The following is a 22836-nucleotide window of genomic DNA, read 5'->3' on the forward strand; positions in this document are numbered from 1 at the left end:
GATTATGTCAGCCGGAATCTTCCACCCCCTTTGTATGTCAGGCCGTGCGGTCCGCCCTGCCCGAAAGCCTGATACGCAGTTCCGGTAAGGGCGGACCTGCCGGTGTCCCGCGCCTTACCACTCTCTCGCCTCGCGCCGCTAATTAGCGACAATCCGACGCTGGTGGATCAGGTGTTGGAAACGATCTATAACGGCTGGCCCTATCAGCACCGGCTAGAGACGTTGGCTATGACCGCGCAGATTTGTGGTGAAACCCTTGCAACCACCCTGCACCAGACTCTGACGGCGGATGAGGTCGATCAGCAATTCCTGTCGATCCTGCGGGCACGCGGCATCGACCTCTTGCCGCAAAACGGCTTTGTTCCGCCTATTTTCGATGATGTCGAAAACGATGCCATCGACCCAGACGCGCTGGCAACATTCAACAATTCCGCCCGTACCGGGCGCTGCCGGATTGTCGTGGGGGACAGGGTCATGGGCAGTGGCGGGCTGATTTCACGCCGCCTTGTTCTGACCGCCGCCCATGTCATCCGCGAGGCGCTCGCGCCCTCTTCAGGCCTGCGCAACAAACCGCCCCGCCTGATGGTCCGCGGTGCCGATGGCAGGGATTATCCGGCATGGTATGTCTTCGTCTCGCCCCCGCATGACAACGAGTTGCAGAATATGCCTGCCCCAGAGGATGCCTATGACAGCCACACGGATGTCGCGCTGCTCAGGGTCTACAAACCTCTCGGGCGCCGCCACAAGTTCGGGCATTTTGACACGAGGAAAGAACCGCCGAAAACGACGGGCACCCACCGGCTCTGGCTGGTGCATTTCCCGGAAGGTCAGGACACCGGCTACTCCATCGGCCGCTACAAGCGCGACACCGCCCGCACCATGTATCTGCCACATGATGCAGAAACCAACGGCGGTTCGTCGGGTGGGCCAGCCTTTGATGGCGGTTTCACCTATATCGGCCACCATCAGGGCGCGCTTGGCCGCGATGGCCGGATCGTACCCTTTGACCGCTATTTCGGAAACGCCGAGTTCAAACAGGTGCTCGATAACGATCGCGCCCCCGATTACCTCTGGTCGATTGACGAAAGCATCGATAGCCACATGATCATCGGGCGCGAGCCGTTCTTTGACGCGCTCACCGCCATCACCGAAGACACGGCGCAAGCGTTGCGCGGCATCTGGGTTCGGCGCATGGATACCAGTCGCGAGGCCGGGCTTTCCTTCAGCTACAAGATCCTCAACGCCTTTCTGCAGGCCCATGACAGCCGGGCTGAAACACACCGTATCTCGACCGATCTGCTCAGCGATGATCTGCTGGGCGATGTTGGCCTGCAGGTGCTAGGCCCCGATGCCACGCCACAGGCCTCGTCCGGCGTGGAAAGCGGGGAAACCAGCCTCGCCGCCACCGACAAGGACCGCGCCAAAACCCTGGCCAGTGCATTGCAAAAGCGCGCTGCCGAAAATAGCCAGACCCATTGGTACTATTTCGACAACCCGCCCTCGGGTCTCTCGCGTACGGCGCAGGTACAGATGGAGCATCTGGTGGCCGAGCTTCTGACCCGCCCCAACTTGCGCATCGTGCTGGCGGGGTTCGAGACCTTCAGTCTTGCAGACCGTCAGTTCGAAACCATCATGGAAGCCCGCGATCACGGACCTCCGGGGCTGTTCATCGAATATATCGGAGAATTTACCCGCGACGATCTGCACCAGACTGTCGCAGCGATGGTTGATGATCTTGGCCTGGGCTGGAACGCCGCCATAATCGACCATGTGATCACCTTCGTGCTGGCTGATTTTCCCTCGGTCGCCGGGACATATCCCTCTGGTATCGCGGCGGAAGTGGCCGAAAAGTTGCGCACTCATGTCCGGCTGATGGAGGGGATAAGATGAAACCGCTTCCGGATCATCTGGAAACCCTGTCCGAGCGCGCCCGGCTTTATGCCGCCCTGCATGATGGCTTCCGTCCGGTCGACGCGATTACCTGGGCGAATGGCGGCAGCGTTCCCGATGACACCCAGACTGTTGCCCGCGCCCTCGCTATGTTGCGACCCGACTGCGGCGCGCTGCCAGCAGAGCATCCCGATCCTCCGCTCTGGTCGATGCGTCCTGCCGCGCGACGCAAGATACTGGCCACGGAGATGCCGGACGACACCGAGGATGTCGATTTCAGCACGCCGATCACCGATGCGCTTACAGGCAAACGGGATTATGCCCCTGCCCGGCTAGCGGCGCTGGCAGAGCAGGGACGCGACATTGCCCGTATCGCCGCCATCACCGGCACACTTGATCGCGCTGGTCCCCGGGCAAAGGGATATAAGCATCTGGTCGCCTTGCGCGGATTGTTGAACCGCTTGCGCGCCGAAAAACGCACCGACGCCATCCTCAGCGAGGGCTTCGTCGGGCGCGAGAACGAACTGGCGCGCCTTGCCCGCTGGATCGCCAAACCGCAATCAACGACGCCGCTCAAGGCGATCTATATCTCCGGCATGGCCGGGATCGGGAAATCCTTTCTGATGGAACAGGCGGTGCAGAACGCGCGACTGAAACACCTGCCCATCTTCGTCCGCCTCGATTTCGACCGCTCGGGCCTCAATGTGCTCGATCGCGAAAGTTTCATCGACGAGATTTCGCGCCAGGTGGGCGACGGGCTGCCCGAGATATCCAAGACACTGCGCGAGCTGCGCCTCAAGATCGCGGGCAAGGATGCGCCGGTTACCGACAGCAAACAAACCGAACCGCAGCAGACATTGATTGAGACGCTCGCCAGGGCGGTGCGGGCCTCGGGTCGGACGCTCCTGATTATTCTCGACACGCTCGAGGTCTTGCGCAGCGCCGGTGAAACCCGGATCGAGGCGCTTTTTGAAAATCTCGACCTGCTGTCCCATGCCGGTATCGATCGGATCAGCATCATCGCCGCCGGGCGCGGCAACGCGCTAGAACCGGCCCCGAAGCGGATCACAGGCAAACCCCTGTGGCTGACCGGCCTGCCGGATCATGCGGCACGCGCGTTCCTGCGCGACCGCAATGTCCCCGACGCCCTATGGCCGCGCGTGATGGCACTGGCGCGGGGCAATCCGCTCTTTCTGCTGCTGGCCGCCAAGGCCGTCGCGCTGGACGGGTTTGACGAGGCCGAGCTGCCCGGCGACATCACCGACGAAACCGTTGGCGGCTATCTCTACCGGGCGATCCTGTCGCGCCTGCCCGCGCCCCTGAACCGCGTCGCCACCGAGGCGTTACTGTTGCGTCATGTTACACCTGAGATCCTTCTTAATGTCGTGGCGCCGGTCACCGCCCCCGATCTGACCCGGGCCGGGGCGGATAAGGCGTTCGAATTGCTGAAAGCTCAGGACTGGCTGGTGATGTCCGGCCCCGACGGCACCGAGGTTCAGCACCGCATCGACGTCCGCCGCGCCTTCCTGCCCCGGATCTATGCCGCCGATCCGAACATTGCGGCATCGGTCAATCGCCGCGCCGTCGATTGGTTCAGCGCCCTTGATCCGTTCGAAACGCTTTATCATCAACTGCAACTGGTGCGCATCGGCGACAAAACGCCGAACCCCATCCCCACGGATCTGGCCCTGCGCTTCGATGAATTCATGCTCGAAGAACTGCCCGCCAGCGCCCGCGATGCGGTACGTCACGCACAGGGTCGCCGGTCGGATTTCGGCCGGGCGGGTGACGTCACCACCACGCGCCACCCTGATGCGCGCGCCGTCACCGATCTCGACCTGCTGCTGAAAAAGGGTGATCTGCGCGAGGCAGGCTTCGTGATCGATAATGCCCTCAACGGGGAAATCGACCCCGACAGCCCTGCTGCCCGGTTGATGCTGTGCCATCACTGGCTGACCGGTCGCTGGTCTCTGGCGCAAAAGGCGCTGAACGCATTGCCGGAAGCCGCACTCGAACAGGCCGTTATCCACGATCCGTTGCTGCAGGGTCGTGTCCTGCTGGAGCTTTATGCCGAATATGATTTCGACACGCTGGCCGAAATGCTGTGCGATCCGGTCCTGCTGAACGCCGCGTTGCACTGCCACACCGAATCCGCGCGTATCGGCATGGCCGGCGGGGCGCTTGATTTCGCGCTGATCGTGGCGCTTGCCGAAACCGCGAAACCGCCGCAGCTTGGCCTGGCGCGGGGCATTCTGGCCCATAACGGGCTGGAGGACTGGCAGGCCCGCGAACGCGCCCGCGAAATGGTGCAATCACGCCGCCACCGCCACGGTCTGACATCCCGCGCAACCGGTGCCGCGGCGCAGGCGATTGGCCTTGCATGTCTGTCGCCCTTCGGGCCGCGTCTGCGGGCCTATCTTGCAGCCAGCCACAGCGCCCGCCCCGGTGAATGGCTGGTAAAGGCGGCGACCATGCCGCGAACAGCCGCCCAGCGTTATACGCCCACTCTTCAGGCCGTTGACCAGGCCTTACCCACACGGTTCCTGACACCGCCCGATGTCGCCGCCGGGTTCGATCTGCTTGGCCTCACGGCAGAATGGGCCACCGGCTTTGCCGCCTTCAACACCATCCCCGACTTTCCGGCTTTGGCCCGGGCCGCCGATCGCTGGCGGCGGGTGGCAGCGGGGGAATGGTGCTGGGGCAAGACGCGCCCGCCGTATTTTGTCGGTACCGATGGCGATGCAGATCGGGTTACGCTCGACCGCGCCAAACGCCTGATACAGGCGGATGACCCGGTGCACAGCGCGACCCGTGAGCTGTTGCTCTGGGGCAGCCCCACGCACCCAAGGGCCGAGGCCACGCGCCACCTGCTTGCGCGTTTTGCCAGACGCTCGGACCGGGCACAGGGCCTGCCATCGCTGCCGGCCACGCTCCGCCACCTGACCGACACGGGCGTTCCCCCGCTGCTCGCTGCACCGCTCGCAGTGCTGGCGACGAAAAACATCCTTCTGAAAGACGCATTATCCGCCACCTGAAAGCAGTATTTCATTTTTGTAAAAGGAGTTGATTATGACCAACGGAGACACCAGCGAAAGCATCAACCGCCTTGGCAGGCTGTCGCAGGACGGCACTTTCGACAAGGTTCTGAGCAGTATCAGGTCCGGCAATCCCGTACTGGAGGAGATGAAGCTGACCGAAGACCGACTGCGCGAGGCCCTCAATGCGCCGATGGACGGGCTCGAATCCGTTGGTCTGGTGCCGGGTGAGTTGGAGGCGATCATCGAACTGGTGGGCCGCCCACCCCTGGTAGTCCAGAATGACAAGGTGCAGGGCAAGACCACGCTTGACGACTTCTTTCCCGACAATATCGGCGGGAAAATCGCCCGGGTGGAAAAATTCCTGCCCTCGGTCGGCCGGATCGAATTCTTCAATCATGACCGCGCCTGGGGCGGCACGGGCTGGGTGATTGACGAGGATGGCAGCGACCATCTGCTGGTCGTCACCAACCGCCATGTCGCCAAGTTCGTCGCCCGGCGGAATTTCCGTGGCGAGGCCGTCTATGCCTACGGCCCCGGCAATGTGCGCTATGGCGCGCGCATCGATTTCGTCGAGGAGGTCGACATCCAACCTGACCCGGGCCGCGTCTTCGTGATTGAGGAGTTTACCTATCTCGCCGATGACATTTCAGCCGATGTCGCGCTGGGCCGCATCGCCCGCAACACCGGTATGCCGCGCATCGCGCCCCTGCCGCTGGCCGAAACCGATGGCGAGGATGGCGAAACTGTAGGGCTGGTGGGCTATCCAGCTTACGATTCACGCAATGAACACCAGCATATGGACGCCTATTTCAAAGACCTCTACGATGTGAAACGCTTTGCCCCGGGCTATCTGATCAAGGGCGACGAACTGGGTATTCTCAGCCATGACTGCACCAGTCTTGGCGGCAATTCCGGTTCACCCCTGATCAGCCTCGACCGGGGTGTCGCACTTGGCCTGCATTTTGCCGGGCGCTATGGCGTCGCCAACAGCGCTGTGCGCGCCAGCACCCTCAAGGGTATTCTAGCCGGCCAAAGCCAAATGCATGTCATCGCCGCCCTGACCGGACAGGCCACCGAGGCCGCCGATCGGGCACATGCCACGGATTTCTTTGCCGGTCGCGATGGCTATGATCCCGATTTCCTGCAGGAGGTCACGGTCCCCCTGCCCGACCTGCCCGTCAGTCTGGAACTGGCCGCGCCAGAAGACGCCACGCCCGAACGTCCGCACGAGCTGCGCTACCAGCATTTCGGCGTGCTCTATTCCGCCCGCAACAAGGGCCCGGCAGTCACCGCGTTCAACATCGATGGCAGCCGTTTCCACGCCATTAAACGCCACAACAGCACCTGGTTTCACGACCTGCGCATCCCCCGCGACATCCAGCTTGACCGCGAAGCGTATGGCCACGCCAGGATCGACCGGGGTCACATGGTGCGCCGCTTCGCCACCAACTGGGGCACCGAGGACGAGGCAAAACGCGCCAATCTCGACAGCTACCACTATACCAATGCCAGCCCGCAACACGCCTCGCTCAACCGGTCGCGCGCGAAATGGCTGGGGCTTGAAGATTACATCCTGTCCAGCACCCGCACCCATGGGTTCCGCGCCAATGTCTTTACCGGGCCGGTCTATACGCCCGACGACCCCGAGCTGGGCACGTCCGGCGCACCGCTGCCGCTGCATTTCTGGAAGGTCGTGACCATGTTGACAAAGAACGACTGCGGCGAGATGCAGCTTCACGCCACCGCCTACGTGCTCAGCCAGGGCCAGTTGATCCAGCAGATGCTGCAGGAGGACGGGCTGACCGAAAGCACCGAAGGCTTTGAATTCGGCGAGTTCAAGACCTTCCAGATCCGCATCGCTGATCTTGAGGCCATGACCGGCTACGATTTCGGCGCACTACGCGAGCATGACCCGCTGAACACGCTTGCGCAGACGGAAACGGCCATAACCGCCAAACCGGTGATCGAACTCGATGCGCTCCGACAAATCGTGCTCTGACATGCGGCCGCGCCCGGACCTCCGGGCCGACCAGTGTGGAAAGAGTCACGGTCAACGGATTCAATGCGGTTTGTTTTGGCCTGAAGCAGCCATAAACACAAAGGCGCGCATATACGACGCGCGAGGTGTAATCTCTCGATGGCAGCTCAGGGCCAAATTTTTAGCATACGTCTGACCAATTCTAGAACGGCAGCAGGAAGGCCCGCACCATCCGGAGAATGCCTCCGCCCATGCCAACGCGGCGGCACTGGCTTGTGTCATAGACCACCACATGTTGCCGCCGGTCGGCTTTGCGCACCGAAAAGCTCGACAGGAACGTGTCGCTGACGGTCAGCGAACTGACGATGTTGAACTGCGCATCGCGCCGCCAGGCGATCAGGCTGGACGATTGCATGATGCTGCGCGTCGCCTTCCCCGCCCCCACAAGCGGTTTGGATTCAGTCCGCAGAAACAGCCGCCCCGGCCCTTTGACCGAGTGATAGATCGCCCGGCCAAAAATCAGCGCACCCAGCGACAGCGAAATCGTCCGCCCCAGCCTGCAGCCCTCCGAAAACCCGATCAGGGTCGAGATATCGACAAAGACCTCATCGCCTTCCAGCAGGTTCCACTCCAGGATCTCGGCTGGCGGATCAACGATCAGATCGCAGGACTTGATCTGCTTGTCGGCCTCGAAATCCACCAGGCACATGGCCAGATTGCGTGAAAAAAGCCGTTTGATCACCAGTTGCAGCGGTTGCGGAATGCGGCGGCGGTCCACCACGTTGTTACCGCAGGCCCGGAACGCGAGGTAATAGCGCGCATGCCCGTCAGTGGATCTAAGCTCCAGCTGTGATCCACGGGCCGTCGTCTTGCCGATCTTGCCGGCGGTGGCCTCGTCCTCTTCCTCCGCCGTGGCCGCCCTGAACGGCACGCGGGCATAGAACACCCGCGCAAAGACGATCATCTGCGACTTGATAAGGATCAGGATCGAAAACAGCAGCGAGGCCAATCCGAAATACCGCAGACCGGTCGCTGTGTCATTGATACGCCGCCTGGTCTGCGCCTTCATCACACCGGCGCGGCGTTCGACCTCGGCAATCGCGGCGGCCGAGTTATTGGCGACGCCGCCATCGGCGCGTTCCAGATCGCGCCGGAAATCCTCTAGCATGTTCTCGCGCGCCGAAACATAGGCGCTGTTGATCATGCTCTTGATGCCGTTCTGAATGTAGCACCCGAAATCCAGAAAGCCGCAACGCCTTGTGCGCGTGCCAGGGAACCTGCCGGGCATCACCTCCCGCGTCGCATTCAGCACCGCATCGGTGTTGCCATCGAATTTCTGCTGTTCGGCGCGAATCCGGGCCGTAATTGCTGCGGTCTGGGCGTTGACCAGCCGCTCGACTGCATGTTCTGCCGCACTCTCGACCGTATCGGGCGGCGCCCCGGCGAAGTCGGGTGACGGCAGGGCCGCCCCGCCCTCATAGACCGTCACATCCCCACTTGCCTCGAGACTATTCAGGGTCCGGATCATCGGCTGGTGCACCCAGCGGTCGTTCAGGATGATATAGAGGATCAGGAAAAACAGGAAGATCAGGGGCATCGGCCACCAAAGCTTCAGCGTTGTCTTGCGAACACTCCGCAACAGCCGTGGGTCGGTCTTCTTGGTGGCCTGATGGGTGCCCCGGTTCTCCTGCTTGAACTTTACCAGCATGCGCAGAACCATCAGCACCGTCAGGCTGATCAGCACACTGATCTGCGACGGGAAATACCCCCTGAACAACGCGCCGGCCAGGGTTCGCCCGCCGAAAAAGCTGAACAGGATCAGGTCCAGAATGAGAACGATCAGAACTGTCCGGAACAACATGCGCGACAGGGTTGGCTGCAGGGTGGCGGCCAGGAGGCTCAGCAGGCCCGTTAACGTATAAAGCGTAAAAAACGTGGTCATCTCGATGCCCTGGAAGAACCGGTAGGGTTCCGGCAAGACCTGACCTTCCTGCGGTGGCTCAGGCGGGGTGATCAGTGCGCCCAACCCGAAGGCCTCCAGCGGGCGCTGGTCTTTCAGCGCGATGGCCAGCAGGATCAGCGCCGATACGGATGCGACTGCGGGCGCCAGGGCACGTGTCACCAGTGCCGCTGCCACCGCGACGCCCACCAGGACGACCGCCACCCAAGGCAGATAGACCTGCGGCGACAAGGCCAGCTCGGCCGTCATCTCGGCATTCCACGGGGCGAAGATGATGCCGCTGATCATGAAGGGCATCAGAGTCAGCAGTACGATGCCATTCTGCTCTTCCCGCAAAATTTCAGGGGCCCGGGTCTTAGAAGCCGCCCAAAGGGCACGCAATTGCTGCATTCAGAAAATCCATTAGAACTACGGGCAGAACGCTAACCTTGGCCGGTCCGATGCGTCAATAGTGCGAAATTCATTACTGAAAACCAGTCACTTACCGGTGACACCGGTGGCGGCGATCAAACACCGGCGGAGCGCCGCTTGACACGCCGCATATGGACCTAACAGGCGGGGTATCTACCCGGACACCGTTCCGCTCCGGGCTGTCAGAGCAAGCGTCACACCGCGCCGCAATATTTGTCGATCAAACCGATTAGCTCACCGGGAGAGATGGGTTTGGCCATATACCCGTCCATTCCAAGTGATTGAACCGCCAGCGGGTGGTGGTATTTCGGATCGGCAGTAACAGCGACGATCGGAATGTTTCGCGGCGGGTCATCGACATGTGCCCGAATTCTTTTTGTGGCGTCGATCCCCGACAAAACCGGCATATGGATATCCATGAGAACCAGCCCATATGACCCCGGATCATCTTCGATTTTCTTGCAACCGGAAACACCGTCATGAGCCAGATCCACATCCAGCCCGACCTCAAGCGTTTCGATGATCTTTTTCATCATGAACCGGGCGAATGTATTATCTTCGACGATCAGAATCTTCTTTCTGCGTCCCCTCATCAGCACCCCTCCACGCCCCTGTGTTCAACTGTAGACACAGGCTTGAGAACTAACAACCCAGAGATGATCAGTGGGGCTGGAAATCATCACCGACCTTCTGGTCAATAGCGTCAAAGTAGCTGTTTTTTAACGCAGATGTGAAAAGGGCACTCCACCGATACGGGTATTGCAAAATAAACATTAGTATCTTACTAACCATTGTTTATTAATCGTTAACGTGGCTTCTTGATCGTTAACGCGTGATGTGACCAGGACCGGCCTTATGCGCATTTTGCTATTAGAGGATGATGAACCCACTCGGGCGGTCTATCGGGAATGCATCGCAAGCGCCGGCCATGAAGTAATCGAATGTGGCACGATTGAACGCGCGATAACAGTTCTTCGGACCAAGCGGATCGACCTTTTCGTGATTGATCTTTTGATCGGCAAATCCAACAGTTTGGGCTTTGCCCAATTTGCCGGGTACGCCGCGCCGGATGCGGAAATCATCCTGATCACGGGTACGGGAAGCTTTACCAAGGGCGAGGTATTGGCGGAGTATCCCGGCATAAGCTGGATATTGCGCAAACCCCTTCCGGTTGGCGATCTTAAGGCTTTTGTCGATTACGCAGGCCGACGCAGATCGCAACGCTGCCAGATCGGGGTGACGTAGGGTGGGTTTCAGTGTGCAGCCAAACGGGCAACGCAGAAGCAGTCTGGGTTCGTGCTGATCTGATCGGGTTGATGGGGGGCCGGTTACAATGAACAAGGAAGCAACGGCACCGCTGCATATCGAACGGGCCATGGGAATCCCGCCCGACATTGTCCAACGCGAAAAACAGGCGCTGGAAAAGCACAGCCGACTTCGCTTTGTGCATTGGCTGGCCGTTGTTCTGTCCCTCGTTTTGACAATTTCAATCTGGCATTATTCGCGTGTGCAGGTTGCGCTCAGGACCGAAGCAAGGTTCGACCACGCGGCCAATCAGACCGAAGGCCTCATCAGGGAACGCCTGAAAAAATACGAGCTTGCGTTATGGGCCGGCGTTTCCGCGCTGAAAACCCACGACAACGATGTCGATCTGGCGCGGTGGCGAACGTTTTCAAACGACCTGGAGATCGAACACAGATACCCCGGCATCAATGGGATCGGCGTAATCCATCAGGTCGCTCCGGAAGATCTGCAGGCGTATCTCGAACGCGAGCGCCGTGACCGCCCCGACTATCGCATACACCCTCCACACGACGGCGACATCTTTCAGCCCATCACCTATATCGAGCCCGTGGACATCAACCTGGAGGCCGTCGGCCTTGATATGGTGCACGAAACCAATCGCCATACCAGCCTGAACCAGGCCAGGGATACCGATACGGCACAGATCACAGGCCCCATCATTCTGGTTCAGGACAAGGGCCGGACCCCGGGCTTTCTGTTTTTTGCGCCGTTCTACGACAGTGAAGATCATGAGACCTTGCAGAGCCGCCGGGCCAGCTTTGCCGGTGCGGTCTATGCGCCGTTTGTCGTCAAAAAGCTCATGAGCGGCGTTCTGGACAAAGACCGGCGATTGACCATGATCCGCATCACCGACGGCGACGAGATCATCTATGACGAAATCCACGCGGAAGATGCGGATTATGATGACGATTCACTCGGGAAAAAGCGCATTACCATGCAGCTATACGGGCGCGAATGGACGCTCGACATTCGCGCCGGGCTGGACTTCCGGGCGAATAATGCGGGCTTTGAATCCACGGCACTACTTATAGCTGGCATCATCATTGATCTGGCACTTCTGAGCCTGTTCTTCCTGCTGTCGCGGGCAAACCGGCGCGGTCTGCGCTTTGCCGACATGGCGACAGAAGCCCTCAACGCTGAATCGCGTGCGCTTCAGGATACAAACAGGAAACTCGAAATCGCACATGCCGAGGCCGAGAGCGCCAGCGAAATGAAGTCCGTCTTTCTGTCAACCATGAGTCACGAGGTCCGCACGCCCCTGACCGCCATCAGCGGCATTCTGGTGCTCCTGGAACGCGCGGGCCTGCCGCAACAGCAAAATAAGCTGGTCCAGGCCGGGAAAATGGCCTCGGACAAGTTGATGAAGCTGCTAACCGACGTATTGGATTCCTCGCGGCTCGAGGCGGATGCCCTGGAATTGTGGGAACGCGAAGTCGCCGTGAAGCCCCTGGTCGAAGAATGGCGCACGCTCGCGGAAGGCATGATCGAGAAGCTCCAGAAAGACATCGTCGTTGTGACGGATATTTCGATCGATACCCCGGCGACGATCATCATTGACGATATCCGGCTGTCACAGGTGCTCAACAACCTGATGGACAACGCCATACGCTTCACTGAAACCGGGACGATCACGATCAGCACCTCGGCCGAAGGCCGTGCGCCGGGGCAGATGACCTCGATCGTGATCTCGCTTGCTGATACCGGCGCGGGGATCGCAGAGGATGACCTGGCCGTTATCTTCGAACGTTTCAGGCAGGTTGATGGTTCTCTGACGCGGACCCGCGGCGGTGCCGGGCTTGGGCTGGCGATCAGTTATGAGCTGATCGAGCTGATGGAAGGTGACCTTAGCGTGTCCAGTCAGTTGGGCAAAGGCACGTGTTTTGAGCTGCGCCTGCCAATACGCGGTGTGACGAAGAAAGGCGGTGACCGTGCCTAAGGATGTGCTCGTTGTTGAAGATGACGAACTATCGCAATTCGTGATCGTCGAGATGTGTCGCGAATTGGGGTTTCGCTGCCTGACCGCCGATGGAGGCCGAGAGGCAATCGACATTGCCACGGCAAATGCCGACACGATTGGCGTCGTCCTCATGGACCTTCACATGCCCGAGGTTTCGGGACTGACCGCCACCAAGGCCATCCGGAGCACCCCATCGGATCCGCCGAAAAACATCCCCATCGTCGCGACCACCGCAGATATTCACTGGCACAGCGCCAGACGCTGCCTTGAATACGGGTTCAACTCGGTTCTCCCCAAACCCCTGAATTTTGATGATCTGTCGGCAATACTTGGCAGGTTTGCTGCGTAGGCGGCGGTGGTGTCCGACAAAATCTAGCGGGTCGCATTCAATTGAATTTCTACATGCGTAAAGAAAGTTGAAACTGCATCTGTGACGGCACATGAGCATAGAGAGCCAGATGGGTTCAGTTCTGTGCGACGAGATAGGGAACCCGATAAACCCACTCCCACAGCTTCGGTTTCAACCAGCTTTTCGTCATTGCCGGGTGCCCGTCCGTAGTCCGATCTTGCCCAACCTGCGTTGTCAGATGCCGAACTTAGTTGCGGCTTTTGATCAACCGGCACGCCGACACGCTTTTGAGTGCGCACCCCCTTCGAAATGCCGCAATGGCGGCAACAGGGTTTTTGTGCACTCCCTGCCCAAGACGGTATGCAATGCCTAGCCAGCCGCAAGATCAGCCATCGCCCAGTTCACACCCCTTTTTGAATGCAGATGCAGCGGCCGAATAATCCTGTTTCACACCATCGTCGTCGCGATATAGTTTTCCAAGGCGGCCACAAACCCAGCCTTGTCCAAGTTTGCAGCCCTTTTTGAACGCGGCCACCGCCGCCGGATAGTTCTGTTCGACGCCATCATCACCGGCACGATACAATTTTCCAAGCCAACCACAAGACCAGCCATCATCCAGGTCGCAACCCTCTTGGAAAGCAACCACCGCCGCCGGAGAGTTCTGTTTCACACCTACTCCGTCGTGATGCAATTTTCCGAGCCAACTGCAAGACCAGCCGTCATCCAAGTCACAGCCCTTTTTGAACGCAACCAACGCCGCTGGATAATCTTGTTCCACGCCATCACCGGCGTGGTAAAGCTTGCCAAGGCGACCGCAAGACCAGGCCTCATCCAAGCTGCAGCCCTCTTGGAAAGCAGTCACCGCCGCCGGATAACTCTGCGTTACACCCTCCCCGTCGTTATGCAACTTGCCAAGCCAGCTACAAGACCAGCCATCACCCAAGTCACAGCCCTTTTGGAACGCAACCAACGCCGCTGGATAATTCTGTTCGACGCCATCACCGTCGCGATACAATTTTCCAAGCCGGCCGCATGTCCCTTTTTGCCCCTGTTCACAAAGAGCTTTGTAATTTTCTAGCATTGTTTCGTTTGAGCACATGCCCTCGCGTTCGAAAAAACAGGCATTGACGAAAAACTTACGCCGCGCATCAGGGTTTTCTGATATCCTTGCCGAATGAAGGCAAGTACTCCCCGGCGCCAATTTGCACAGGGCCCGGTCAAATATCGTACGACCGGATTTGTCAGGAATTACCAGCAGAGTACATGCCAGAAACGCCCAAAAGGTAATGAAGGCCAGAACAAAGGCCAAAGACTGTCCGGGGTTTTCTTCCACGTCCAAAATTCGGCCGATGCATGTATGCGTGAATATTCTGTTCACAGACGTGCTGACCAGATACCCGATGGACCAGATCGACGTGATGAATGTCGAATAGAAGAATATGGAGTAGATCGAAAAGAGCCCGACCAGCTCAGGAAAATCGATTAAGCTGCCTCCCCGGGCAAGAATATAGATGGATATCGATGCCCAGATGATCAGGGCTGTCAGACACAGGTCAGTGCTAAGCCATAATGCATTCTTGAGCCGGCTATCTGACCTTCTCAGCCGCTCCAGAACCCATCTCGTTTCGAGCAGCGAAATATAGTCTGCGATGATGTTTACAAAAAGCGCGATCGAGATCGTTTTCAACACGGTCAGGTTGCCGTTCGTGCGCACCTCAAGAACGCCAAGTCCTTCCGAAAGTACGAAATACAAAAAGACGACCGACACGATAGAGGCAAGCGACGAGCGCAACAGACATTTGAAGCTCAGGTGGTTTTCACCAAAGGCGTTGTCAAAAAGTTTGCAAAACTGGTTCGCCCAGGTGTCTTGGTATGCCCCGATCAGCCAGTACGATAGGTTTTCGCGTACATTCTTGTTCAAATGAGAGATGGGGAAACTGATCGCACCATATGCAATGGAAGCGAAGGTAAATGCTAACACCAGGTACACAATCAATTTTTACTCTTTTCCGAATAATGAGGTAATGTCTGAAGACAATTGTTAACCAATTCTAAAGATTTGGAAAAGCTGCAAAGCTTTTGCTCATCGCGGCTGAATTAACCTGAAATGCGATCTATGCGCCTCTTTCTCAGATGATTTAGCAGGAGCGGCTCAGCAGTCCCCGTCCAGCCCGGCCTTCAACGCTTGGAATTCGCGCATCTGCGCCTCCTGTCTTGCCCGCAGAAGCGCTTCGCGGCCGTTCTCGGCTTTTTCCAACGCTTCAAGATCGCGGGGTGAAACCAACGCCGCCACGGGTTTGCCGTGACGGGTAATCAGAACACGCTCGCCGCTGGCCAGCACCTGATCCAGATAACTGCGCAGGTTGTCGCGCAGACGAATGCTGTTGGTTTCGTTATGCATGGTGCCTTCCTCGCGTGGTCGTGTCAGTTTCAGGACGAAGAGTTAAAAGGATGCTTTCGTTGCGTTCCATCCTGCTCGAACGCATTCAAAACGCGCCTGCGCACGGGCGCCCGTCTCGCCCTGCGTGATGCGTACGTTTTGGGCGTACGAAACGTACGTCACGTACGTTTCCCGCCTTTGCAAATCACCCGGGACCGCCTATATATGAACTGTCCTTCGGGACTATGAACATAAACGCGCTCGTAATAAGCGGATCGGACCCGGGGGCGGTACCCGGCGGCTCCACCAAAATCCCTTTCATTTGAAGGGCTTCGGGGCCGAAACAGGATCGACGAACGTCTAAAGGGGTTAGCTTTGTTTCGGTGAGGTACCACCGTTATCGGTCCGAACAGTACAATTGCAAATGACAATCGTGCTCCGGTGGCTCTCGCTGCGTAAGCAGTTGGAACATCGAAACTTAAGCCCTTGTCTCTAGCCAGATAAGGCGGGGTTCGCAGGCACCTGGCAACAGAAGCCTGCACTTCTTACCCTGTCGCCAGCCCTACCCGCTCATTCGCCGGTCCCATCTACGCGCGAAAAGAGGCCCGTGACGACGGGCCCCTTCTGTGGCTGATCTGGTCGTTACGCGGACGGCTTGAAGCAGAACGACTGGCTGACACGCCGCGACCTGTGACGGCCGCTGATGCCATAGCCGTTTGACGCCGGGTTGAAGCGACCCACATGTGCCCGGTCCGTAGCCTGTAGCGTCACCGTATATCCACATTCGATCGGCGGGTTACCCCCGGTCGCATCGCGGTGTGCCGCCGACAGGTTGAAGCGCGCCAGCAGGATGTTCGATCCCGCAGGCAGTGTACCCTGATCCTGCAGCTCCGGACGTGTCCGGTAGCCGCGTGTCAGTGTCAGCGGTGCAAAAGGTGCCGGTACGGTCGGCCGCGTCGTCACCGGCACCGTGGTCTCAAGCCCGACCTCGCCACCGGTCCATGTCAGGCTGAGATGATCGAAATGTGCGTCGAAAACCTCGCCATGCACGTCGATCACCGTATCCGCGCCACCGCCCACAACTTCGCACTGATTGCCGAACGGTACGCCCGCGCCCAGATCGTGCAGGGCGATTACCGGATCATTCGGTGCCTTGTTGTCGAGCCGCACTCGAACCCAAGCTGATGATGTCTCGGTCCCGGGTGTGCCGATCTCCCGCAGCACAATACGAATGCGCGCCGTTGTGCTGTCAAGTGACCCGGATTTCCAGAACGCAAGCGACGGGTCATTAGCACAGCCATGCACTGCCGGGCGCCAGTAATCGGTCAGGCGATACCAGCCGGTATCCGTTGGTGAATAATCGGTGGAAGCATAGGGGTCGGAGGGCGACCCGCAGGGCGCAGTGTCGCGCAGCCAGCCATCCGACAGCGGATGTCTGACCGGTACGGGTGTCACCCCGCCTTCCTCCAGCACCTCAACCCTGAACTCATGCGTCGTGTATTCCGAGCATGCCCAATTCGGCACAGACCCTTCAACCCTCAGATCACCGCCAAACGGGCGATCACCATCGGCATTGCCCGCGCCATCCAGCACGCCGACATCGAACATGCCGGCAAAGGGATCAGCCGCCGGGTTTGTCTGACGGATGCGGGATATCTGCACCTCGCTGATACGGGTGATGAAAAAGTCGCAGCGGTCTACCACAGGTCCTCCGTTTGCGGCCAACGCGTCCAGACCCATATCGGAATCCAACGGTTCGAGCGAACCGATAAGATCCTTATTTCGCAGGAAAATACCTGGCCCGACCACGAGGGCGTCACCGTCAGAAAACGTCTTGTCTCGCGCCTGGATTTCAGTCGACAGCAACTCGATCGGAACATTTTCAATCGGATCCATTGCAGGCGTGTAGGCGTCCAAGCCGTAATCCACACCCTTGTCCGGAAGGCCGGACGGCAATAGCGGCAGCAGATCATTATTTGATCGCACGATGGTCCCGGTCTTGGCCGACAGCAGATCACCATCCAGAAACTGCGGTTTCTGAACGCTGGGTGGTGTTCCCTCGGTCGAAAACAGGATGTCCGTGTTCGTGCCTTCCAGAATCTGGATCAGGATGTCGGGATTGTCCCGCAGTTGGTCAACATCCGTGCCGTCCAGCTTTGCCAGCAATTCACGTTTTTCGCCCGGCGCGCCTTCGATATGAACGGCATCAAGACCCAGATTAAGGCTCCGTGGCAGATTGAACTGCACCAGCAAAGCATTGTTGGGCACAACCGACCCATTGCTGAACAGCAAATCACCTGCTGTAAATTGCCCGGACCCGTTGACGGAATCTATCTCGGTCGAGAACGCCGCGAACACGGTTGAGCGGTCGATCTCGATTTTCTCCAACGCATCAAGCCCGTGATCGAACTCGTTGGTATCAAACACGAACAGAAGCTCTTCATTGCGCGCGCAGATCGAGGTGCCGACGCCGGTTTCGAATGTCAGCAGGTCACCGTCCGATACCACCGGACCGCCCGGCAATTGCGGACCTTGCGACAAGAAGTCTTCAGACGTCGAAAACCAGAGCCCCTCACATTTGGCCAGGTTGATATTCTGCGCCTGGGCGGACTGCACCGCAGATAGCAGAAGGGCCGAGGCCATTGCCGAGGCGACAAAGACCAATCGACCCGAAAAATCGGGTAAAATCATTCTATTTCTCCACAAATTGGGGCGCCCGGAAATTGGTCGGGCCTGATATCGGCGGAACAATTTTCGCCGAACAATTCAACTTTAACACGAAAAACCCAGAGGCCGGAGTGTGGAATACCTTACCTGCCCTGATCTCAGGCCGCCCAAACGAACAGCACCGTGATCGCACAAAATCACCGAAACATTGACAACGCTCCAATTATTACCGAAATTCTGGCCATGGGGCCGATATGCGACTGCCCCGTGAGGCGCCAGCCCAAAGTCGCATCCACTGTTTTGCCAGAGGATGTGCCATGCCTGCTCTTAATGAAATTACCCCGCAACAATTGCTGCGACTGATTGGAACGCCCGACTGTCCAGTCATTGTCGACATCAGCATCGACCCGGATTTCGAGGCTGATCCCTATCTCATTCCCGGCGCGTTCCGCCACCCCCACACCGAAACATCCGCCCTGATCAAGCGCTTAAACGGCAGGAATTGCGTTGTTGTCTGCCAGAAAGGCATCAAGTTGAGCCAGGGTATGGCTGCGCTGCTTCGCAGTGAAGGGCTAAAAGCTGAATATCTCTCAGGTGGGAATTACGGTTGGCGCGACACACCCGCTGCGCCGCGTCTTCCAGCATCTGCTCTGCCCGCCCCTGTTGGTGACAGCACGCTTTGGGTGACGCGTCACCGGCCCAAGATCGACCGGATCGCCTGCCCTTGGCTGATCCGGCGTTTTGTCGATCCCGCTGCCCGTTTCTTGTTTGTCTCACCCGCCGAGGTCGAAGGGGTCGCAGAGCGTTACGCGGCGATCCCGTTTGATATCGAAGGCGTATTCTGGTCACATCGGGGGGAACGATGCACCTTCGATACCATGCTCGAAGAATTTGCCCTTCAGACCGAAGCGCTTTCGCGTTTGGCGACCGTGGTTCGGGGCGCCGACACCAACCGCCACGACCTGACACCGCAATCGGCGGGGCTGCTGGCCCTGTCCGTCGGCTTGTCCCGTCAGTACCGGGATGACACGGAACAGCTTGAGGCGGGATTGGCATTATACGACGCCCTGTACCGCTGGGCGCGCGATGGCTATGACGAGGGTCACAACTGGCCCACGGCAAAAAGCTGACGCCCATGCAAAACCCTACATTGTCTGAGTTGTTTCGCGTCTTTGGCCGCATTGGCTTGATGTCCTTTGGTGGGCCTGCCGCGCAAATCTCTTTGATGCACACCGAGTTGGTCGATCGCCACAAATGGTTGAACGAGCAACAGTTTTTGGGTGCACTATCCTTCTGCATGTTGCTGCCCGGCCCCGAGGCTATGCAACTGGCGACCTATTCCGGCTGGCGTTTGCACGGCATTCGCGGCGGGCTGCTTGCAGGGCTTCTTTTTGTACTGCCCGGCGCGTTTGTCATCCTTTGCCTCGCCATCGGCTACTCGTTCTACGGTGACCTGCCCCTGGTACAGGCGGTATTTGTCGGCATTCAGGCCGCCGTCGTGGCGATCGTCATCAAGGCGCTGATGAACCTCTCGCGCAAAGCGCTTGCCGGCTGGGACAGCTGGATGCTCGCCTTTCTGGGGTTTGCCGCGATCTTTGTCTTCTCGGTGCCGTTTCCTGCCATCATCGCGATTGCCGCGCTCTGGGGATTTGCCAAAACGTCCACCCCTACGCCCGAGCTTCATCCCGTCAGCCCGCCCAAAGCGGCGTTATCGGCAACACTGGTCACAGTAATGATCTGGGGCGCGCTCTGGATTGCGCCGCTTGCCCTGCTCTATCTGACCGGGGCGACATTCCTGACCCAGTTGGGACTGTTCTTCAGCAAACTGGCGGTGGTCACCTTCGGCGGGGCTTACGCGGTGCTGGCCTACATGACACAGTCCGTCGTCGACACTCATGGCTGGCTGACCACGGCGCAGATGATTGATGCCTTAGGACTGGCCGAAACCACACCCGGCCCGCTTATTCTGGTGACCGAGTTCGTGGGCTTTCTGGCCGGGTTTCAGCAAGGCGGAATCGCATTAGCGCTAATCGCTGGTGCGCTGACCCTCTGGATGACATTCACACCCTGCTTCTTGTGGATATTCGCCGGAGCGCCTTATGTTGAAAATATCCTTGCCCGGCCCCGGCTAAAAGGCGCGTTTGCCGCGATTTCAGCCGTAGTGGTCGGCGTCATCCTCAACCTGTCGGTCTGGTTTGCCCTGCATGTTCTCTTTTCCTCGGTCTCGCGTGGCCGCTTCGGACCGATGCCTGATCCCGGCAGTTTCTCGGTGCTCAGCGCCGGTTTTGTCGCGCTTGCCTGCCTGCTTTTCCTGGTACTGCGCCTGCCGATGCTGACCGTGCTCGCGCTTACGGCTGGCACCGCGGGATTGTTGCATTTTTTCGCCTGAGGGCACGTACGGTGGGTCTTTTGTTTTGATAAGAATCCCCTATGCTGAAGAACAGCCAGCCGGGGAAGCACATGTCTCGTTCTATCGATTATGGAAACCTGATGCACCGGGCCATGCGTGGCCTGATACAGGATGTGCTGAATGACGTGCGCGACAACGGATTGCCGGGGGCGCATCATTTCTTCATCACCTTCGACACGACCCATCCCGACGCGCGCCTCGCCGACTGGCTGAGAGAGCGTTATCCAAGCGAAATGACCGTTGTCATGCAGCATTGGTTCGATGATCTGGAAGTGACCGATGCGGGCTTTTCGGTGACGCTGAATTTCGGCGATGCACCGGAAAATCTCTACGTGCCCTATGACGCGATCGAAACCTTCGTCGATCCCTCGGTGGAATTCGGATTGCGGTTCGAGACACAGGAAGATGACGAGGATGACGGATCGGAGGCCGACGCTGACGAAATTGCCAGCGAAGATCACGCCGAAGACGAAAAACCAGAGGCGGATGTCGTAAGCCTGGACAGTTTTCGCAAGTGATTTTCGCCACTCCAACCTGATTTTCCTGAATTTTCAACGAATACACTGGCGTAGACACCTTGTTGCATTGAACTTTCCTGTTTCTCGGGTATGACGTTTGCAACACTTGAAGGAGAGCCCAGACATGTTCCAAACCCGCACCGAAACCGACAGTTTTGGCCCGCTCGAAGTTCCTGCGGATAAATATTGGGGCGCTCAAACGCAACGCTCGATCATGAACTTCCCGATCGGTTGGGAAAAGCAACCTGTGGCCGTTGTCCGCGCCCTCGGGGTGATCAAGAAAGCCTGCGCGCAGGCGAACATCGAATTGGGCAAACTGGACAAGGAACGCGGCGAGGCCATCGTTCAGGCCGCAGGCGAAGTTGTCGACGGCAAGCTCGATGACAATTTCCCTCTGGTGGTCTGGCAAACCGGATCCGGCACCCAATCCAATATGAACGCCAATGAGGTGATCGCCAATCGCGCGATTGAAATTCTGGGCGGTCAGATCGGGTCCAAAGACCCTGTTCATCCGAATGATCACTGCAATATGGGGCAATCCTCGAACGATACGTTCCCTACCGCCATGCATATCTCGACCGCGATGACGGCGCATGATGTGCTGCTGCCCGGTCTGGCGAAGTTGCACGCGGCGCTTGAACAAAAAGTCCGGCAATTCGACGGTATCATCAAGATCGGTCGCACCCATACACAGGATGCGACACCGCTGACGCTAAGCCAGGAATTCTCGGGCTATACCCATCAGGTCGCCATGGGGATCGCACGGGTGAAATCTGCCCTGGGAAGGATTTATGAACTGGCGCAGGGCGGCACCGCGGTTGGCACCGGGCTGAATACCACCAAAGGGTGGGACACGATGGTCGCTGCCAACATGGCCGAAATTACCAGCCTTCCCTTCGTGACCGCACCCAACAAATTCGAGGCTCTGGCCGCCCATGACGCGATGGTGGAAATGTCCGGCGCGCTAAAGACCGTTGCGGTCTCACTATTTAAAATCGCCAATGATATCCGGTTGTTGGGATCAGGCCCGCGCTGCGGATTGGGCGAGCTGGTGCTGCCCGAAAACGAACCTGGTTCTTCGATTATGCCGGGCAAGGTCAATCCAACCCAGTGCGAGGCGCTGACTCAGGTCTGCGCCCATGTCATGGGCAACGACGCAGCGGTGGGTTTTGCCGGGTCTCAGGGGCATTTCGAATTGAATGTCTACAAGCCGATGATGGCCTATAACGTCTTGCAATCCATGCAGCTCTTGGGGGATGCGTCGTCTGCTTTCACCGATAATCTGGTAGACGGGCTCAGAGCCGATGAGGTTCGAATCGACAAGCTGATGCGCGAGTCACTGATGCTGGTTACGGCACTTGCCCCTGAGATCGGGTATGATAACGCCACCAAGGTCGCCAAGACTGCACACATGAACGGCACCACTTTGAAAGAAGAAGCCATTTCGCTGGGCTTCGTGGACGAAGAAACATTTGATCGGGTGGTACGTCCGGAAAACATGGTTGGTCCCAAGTAATGGCGGAGCCGGTCAATCTGAACCGGTTCCGCAAGGCGAAAGCGCGAGCGGATCGCAAGGCTCAGGCCTCTGAGAACGCCGTGAAATTCGGTCGCACCAAAGCTGAAAAGGATCTGGAAAAGGCGCGAACAGACAAGGCCTGCGCAGAGATCGAACGACACAAGCTGGACGAATGAGCGGTCGGCCTGTCAAACATTCCCTGACGTTGCGCGGGCATCGCACCAGCGTTTCGCTGGAGGAAGAGTTTTGGCACGCCTTTCGCGAGATCGCCACGGAACAAGATAAACCAATCAACGTCTTAGCCGCCAAAATTGATGCAGATCGCGGACCAGATATCGGCCTTGCATCTGCCATTCGCCTTTATGTGTTAAAGCATTTTCGCGATACGTGACCGTATGACTGCTTTGAGCACAATGCGGAACAAAGTCATTCGCTTTGCCATCGACGTCCCTTACGG

17 protein-coding genes and 1 other RNA gene are annotated in these 22836 nt (G+C 58.5%); 13 read left to right on the forward strand and 5 right to left on the reverse strand.

The window, feature by feature from the left end; translation table 11 throughout:
- Window positions 1-102: 102 nt before the first annotated feature.
- From LC334_RS08380 to LC334_RS08390, 3 genes are read left to right on the forward strand one after another with little or no spacing between them, the layout of a single operon-like run.
- Window positions 103-1890, forward strand: coding sequence for a trypsin-like serine peptidase (locus LC334_RS08380; protein WP_139836364.1), 1788 nt, complete (start codon window positions 103-105; stop codon window positions 1888-1890).
- Window positions 1887-4925: an ATP-binding protein gene (locus LC334_RS08385; RefSeq protein WP_085800210.1), complete on the forward strand. Its 3039-nt coding sequence runs from the start codon at window positions 1887-1889 to the stop codon at window positions 4923-4925. The genes LC334_RS08380 and LC334_RS08385 overlap by 4 nt, the downstream gene beginning before the upstream one ends.
- Window positions 4926-4959: 34 nt before the next feature.
- The gene (locus tag LC334_RS08390) at window positions 4960-6927 is read left to right on the forward strand and encodes a DNA/RNA non-specific endonuclease (RefSeq protein WP_139836363.1); all 1968 of its coding nucleotides are present in this window, start codon (window positions 4960-4962) and stop codon (window positions 6925-6927) included.
- A gap of 181 nt (window positions 6928-7108) precedes the next feature.
- On the opposite strand, the gene LC334_RS08395 is transcribed toward LC334_RS08390, so the two are convergent.
- Window positions 7109-9256, reverse strand: coding sequence for a hypothetical protein (locus LC334_RS08395; protein WP_085800209.1), 2148 nt, complete (start codon window positions 9254-9256; stop codon window positions 7109-7111).
- Window positions 9257-9471: 215 nt separating this feature from the next.
- Window positions 9472-9870 carry a response regulator gene (locus tag LC334_RS08400; RefSeq protein ID WP_085800208.1) on the reverse strand — a complete coding sequence of 133 codons (399 nt, stop codon included), beginning with the start codon at window positions 9868-9870 and terminating at the stop codon, window positions 9472-9474.
- Between the two features lie 262 nt (window positions 9871-10132).
- Here LC334_RS08400 and LC334_RS08405 point away from each other — a divergent pair, with 262 nt between their 5' ends.
- From LC334_RS08405 to LC334_RS08415, 3 genes are all read left to right on the forward strand, one after another.
- Window positions 10133-10522 (forward strand): response regulator, encoded by a 390-nt coding sequence (locus LC334_RS08405; protein WP_085800207.1) that lies wholly within the window; start codon window positions 10133-10135, stop codon window positions 10520-10522.
- A gap of 88 nt (window positions 10523-10610) precedes the next feature.
- Window positions 10611-12518 (forward strand): CHASE domain-containing protein, encoded by a 1908-nt coding sequence (locus tag LC334_RS08410; RefSeq protein ID WP_085800206.1) that lies wholly within the window; start codon window positions 10611-10613, stop codon window positions 12516-12518.
- Window positions 12511-12888, forward strand: coding sequence for a response regulator (locus tag LC334_RS08415; RefSeq protein ID WP_176237679.1), 378 nt, complete (start codon window positions 12511-12513; stop codon window positions 12886-12888). The genes LC334_RS08410 and LC334_RS08415 overlap by 8 nt, the downstream gene beginning before the upstream one ends.
- Before the next feature lie 385 nt (window positions 12889-13273).
- Here the strand turns inward: LC334_RS08415 and LC334_RS08420 are convergent, their stop codons facing one another.
- Window positions 13274-14869 carry a hypothetical protein gene (locus LC334_RS08420; RefSeq protein WP_223412920.1) on the reverse strand — a complete coding sequence of 532 codons (1596 nt, stop codon included), beginning with the start codon at window positions 14867-14869 and terminating at the stop codon, window positions 13274-13276.
- Between the two features lie 171 nt (window positions 14870-15040).
- The gene (locus tag LC334_RS08425) at window positions 15041-15289 is read right to left on the reverse strand and encodes a type II toxin-antitoxin system Phd/YefM family antitoxin (protein ID WP_085800203.1); all 249 of its coding nucleotides are present in this window, start codon (window positions 15287-15289) and stop codon (window positions 15041-15043) included.
- Window positions 15290-15461: 172 nt separating this feature from the next.
- Here LC334_RS08425 and ssrA point away from each other — a divergent pair.
- Window positions 15462-15811, forward strand: a transfer-messenger RNA (tmRNA) gene (gene ssrA / locus LC334_RS08430).
- Between the two features lie 99 nt (window positions 15812-15910).
- Here the strand turns inward: ssrA and LC334_RS08435 are convergent.
- Window positions 15911-17959 (reverse strand): hypothetical protein, encoded by a 2049-nt coding sequence (locus tag LC334_RS08435; protein ID WP_085800202.1) that lies wholly within the window; start codon window positions 17957-17959, stop codon window positions 15911-15913.
- A gap of 293 nt (window positions 17960-18252) precedes the next feature.
- On the opposite strand from LC334_RS08435, the gene LC334_RS08440 reads away from it, so the two are divergent.
- The 6 genes from LC334_RS08440 to LC334_RS08465 all read left to right on the forward strand — a co-directional run bounded on the left by LC334_RS08440 (window position 18253) and on the right by LC334_RS08465 (window position 22770).
- Window positions 18253-19065 (forward strand): chromate resistance protein ChrB domain-containing protein, encoded by an 813-nt coding sequence (locus LC334_RS08440; protein ID WP_085800201.1) that lies wholly within the window; start codon window positions 18253-18255, stop codon window positions 19063-19065.
- A gap of 5 nt (window positions 19066-19070) precedes the next feature.
- Window positions 19071-20324, forward strand: coding sequence for a chromate efflux transporter (gene chrA, locus LC334_RS08445; protein WP_085800200.1), 1254 nt, complete (start codon window positions 19071-19073; stop codon window positions 20322-20324).
- A 71-nt stretch (window positions 20325-20395) separates the two neighbouring features.
- Window positions 20396-20863, forward strand: a complete 468-nt coding sequence (locus LC334_RS08450; protein WP_085800245.1) for an SspB family protein — start codon at window positions 20396-20398, stop codon at window positions 20861-20863.
- A gap of 124 nt (window positions 20864-20987) precedes the next feature.
- Window positions 20988-22379: a class II fumarate hydratase gene (fumC, locus tag LC334_RS08455; RefSeq protein ID WP_085800199.1), complete on the forward strand. Its 1392-nt coding sequence runs from the start codon at window positions 20988-20990 to the stop codon at window positions 22377-22379.
- Window positions 22379-22555, forward strand: coding sequence for a DUF4169 family protein (locus tag LC334_RS08460; RefSeq protein WP_085800198.1), 177 nt, complete (start codon window positions 22379-22381; stop codon window positions 22553-22555). Before fumC ends, LC334_RS08460 begins: the two co-directional genes overlap by 1 nt.
- On the forward strand, window positions 22552-22770 hold the full coding sequence (locus LC334_RS08465) for a ribbon-helix-helix domain-containing protein (protein WP_085800197.1): 219 nt from the start codon (window positions 22552-22554) through the stop codon (window positions 22768-22770). Before LC334_RS08460 ends, LC334_RS08465 begins: the two co-directional genes overlap by 4 nt.
- Window positions 22771-22836 lie beyond the last annotated feature (66 nt).

Origin of the sequence: Roseovarius aestuarii, assembly GCF_019966515.1 — a bacterium.
GTDB classification, from domain to species: domain Bacteria; phylum Pseudomonadota; class Alphaproteobacteria; order Rhodobacterales; family Rhodobacteraceae; genus Roseovarius; species Roseovarius aestuarii.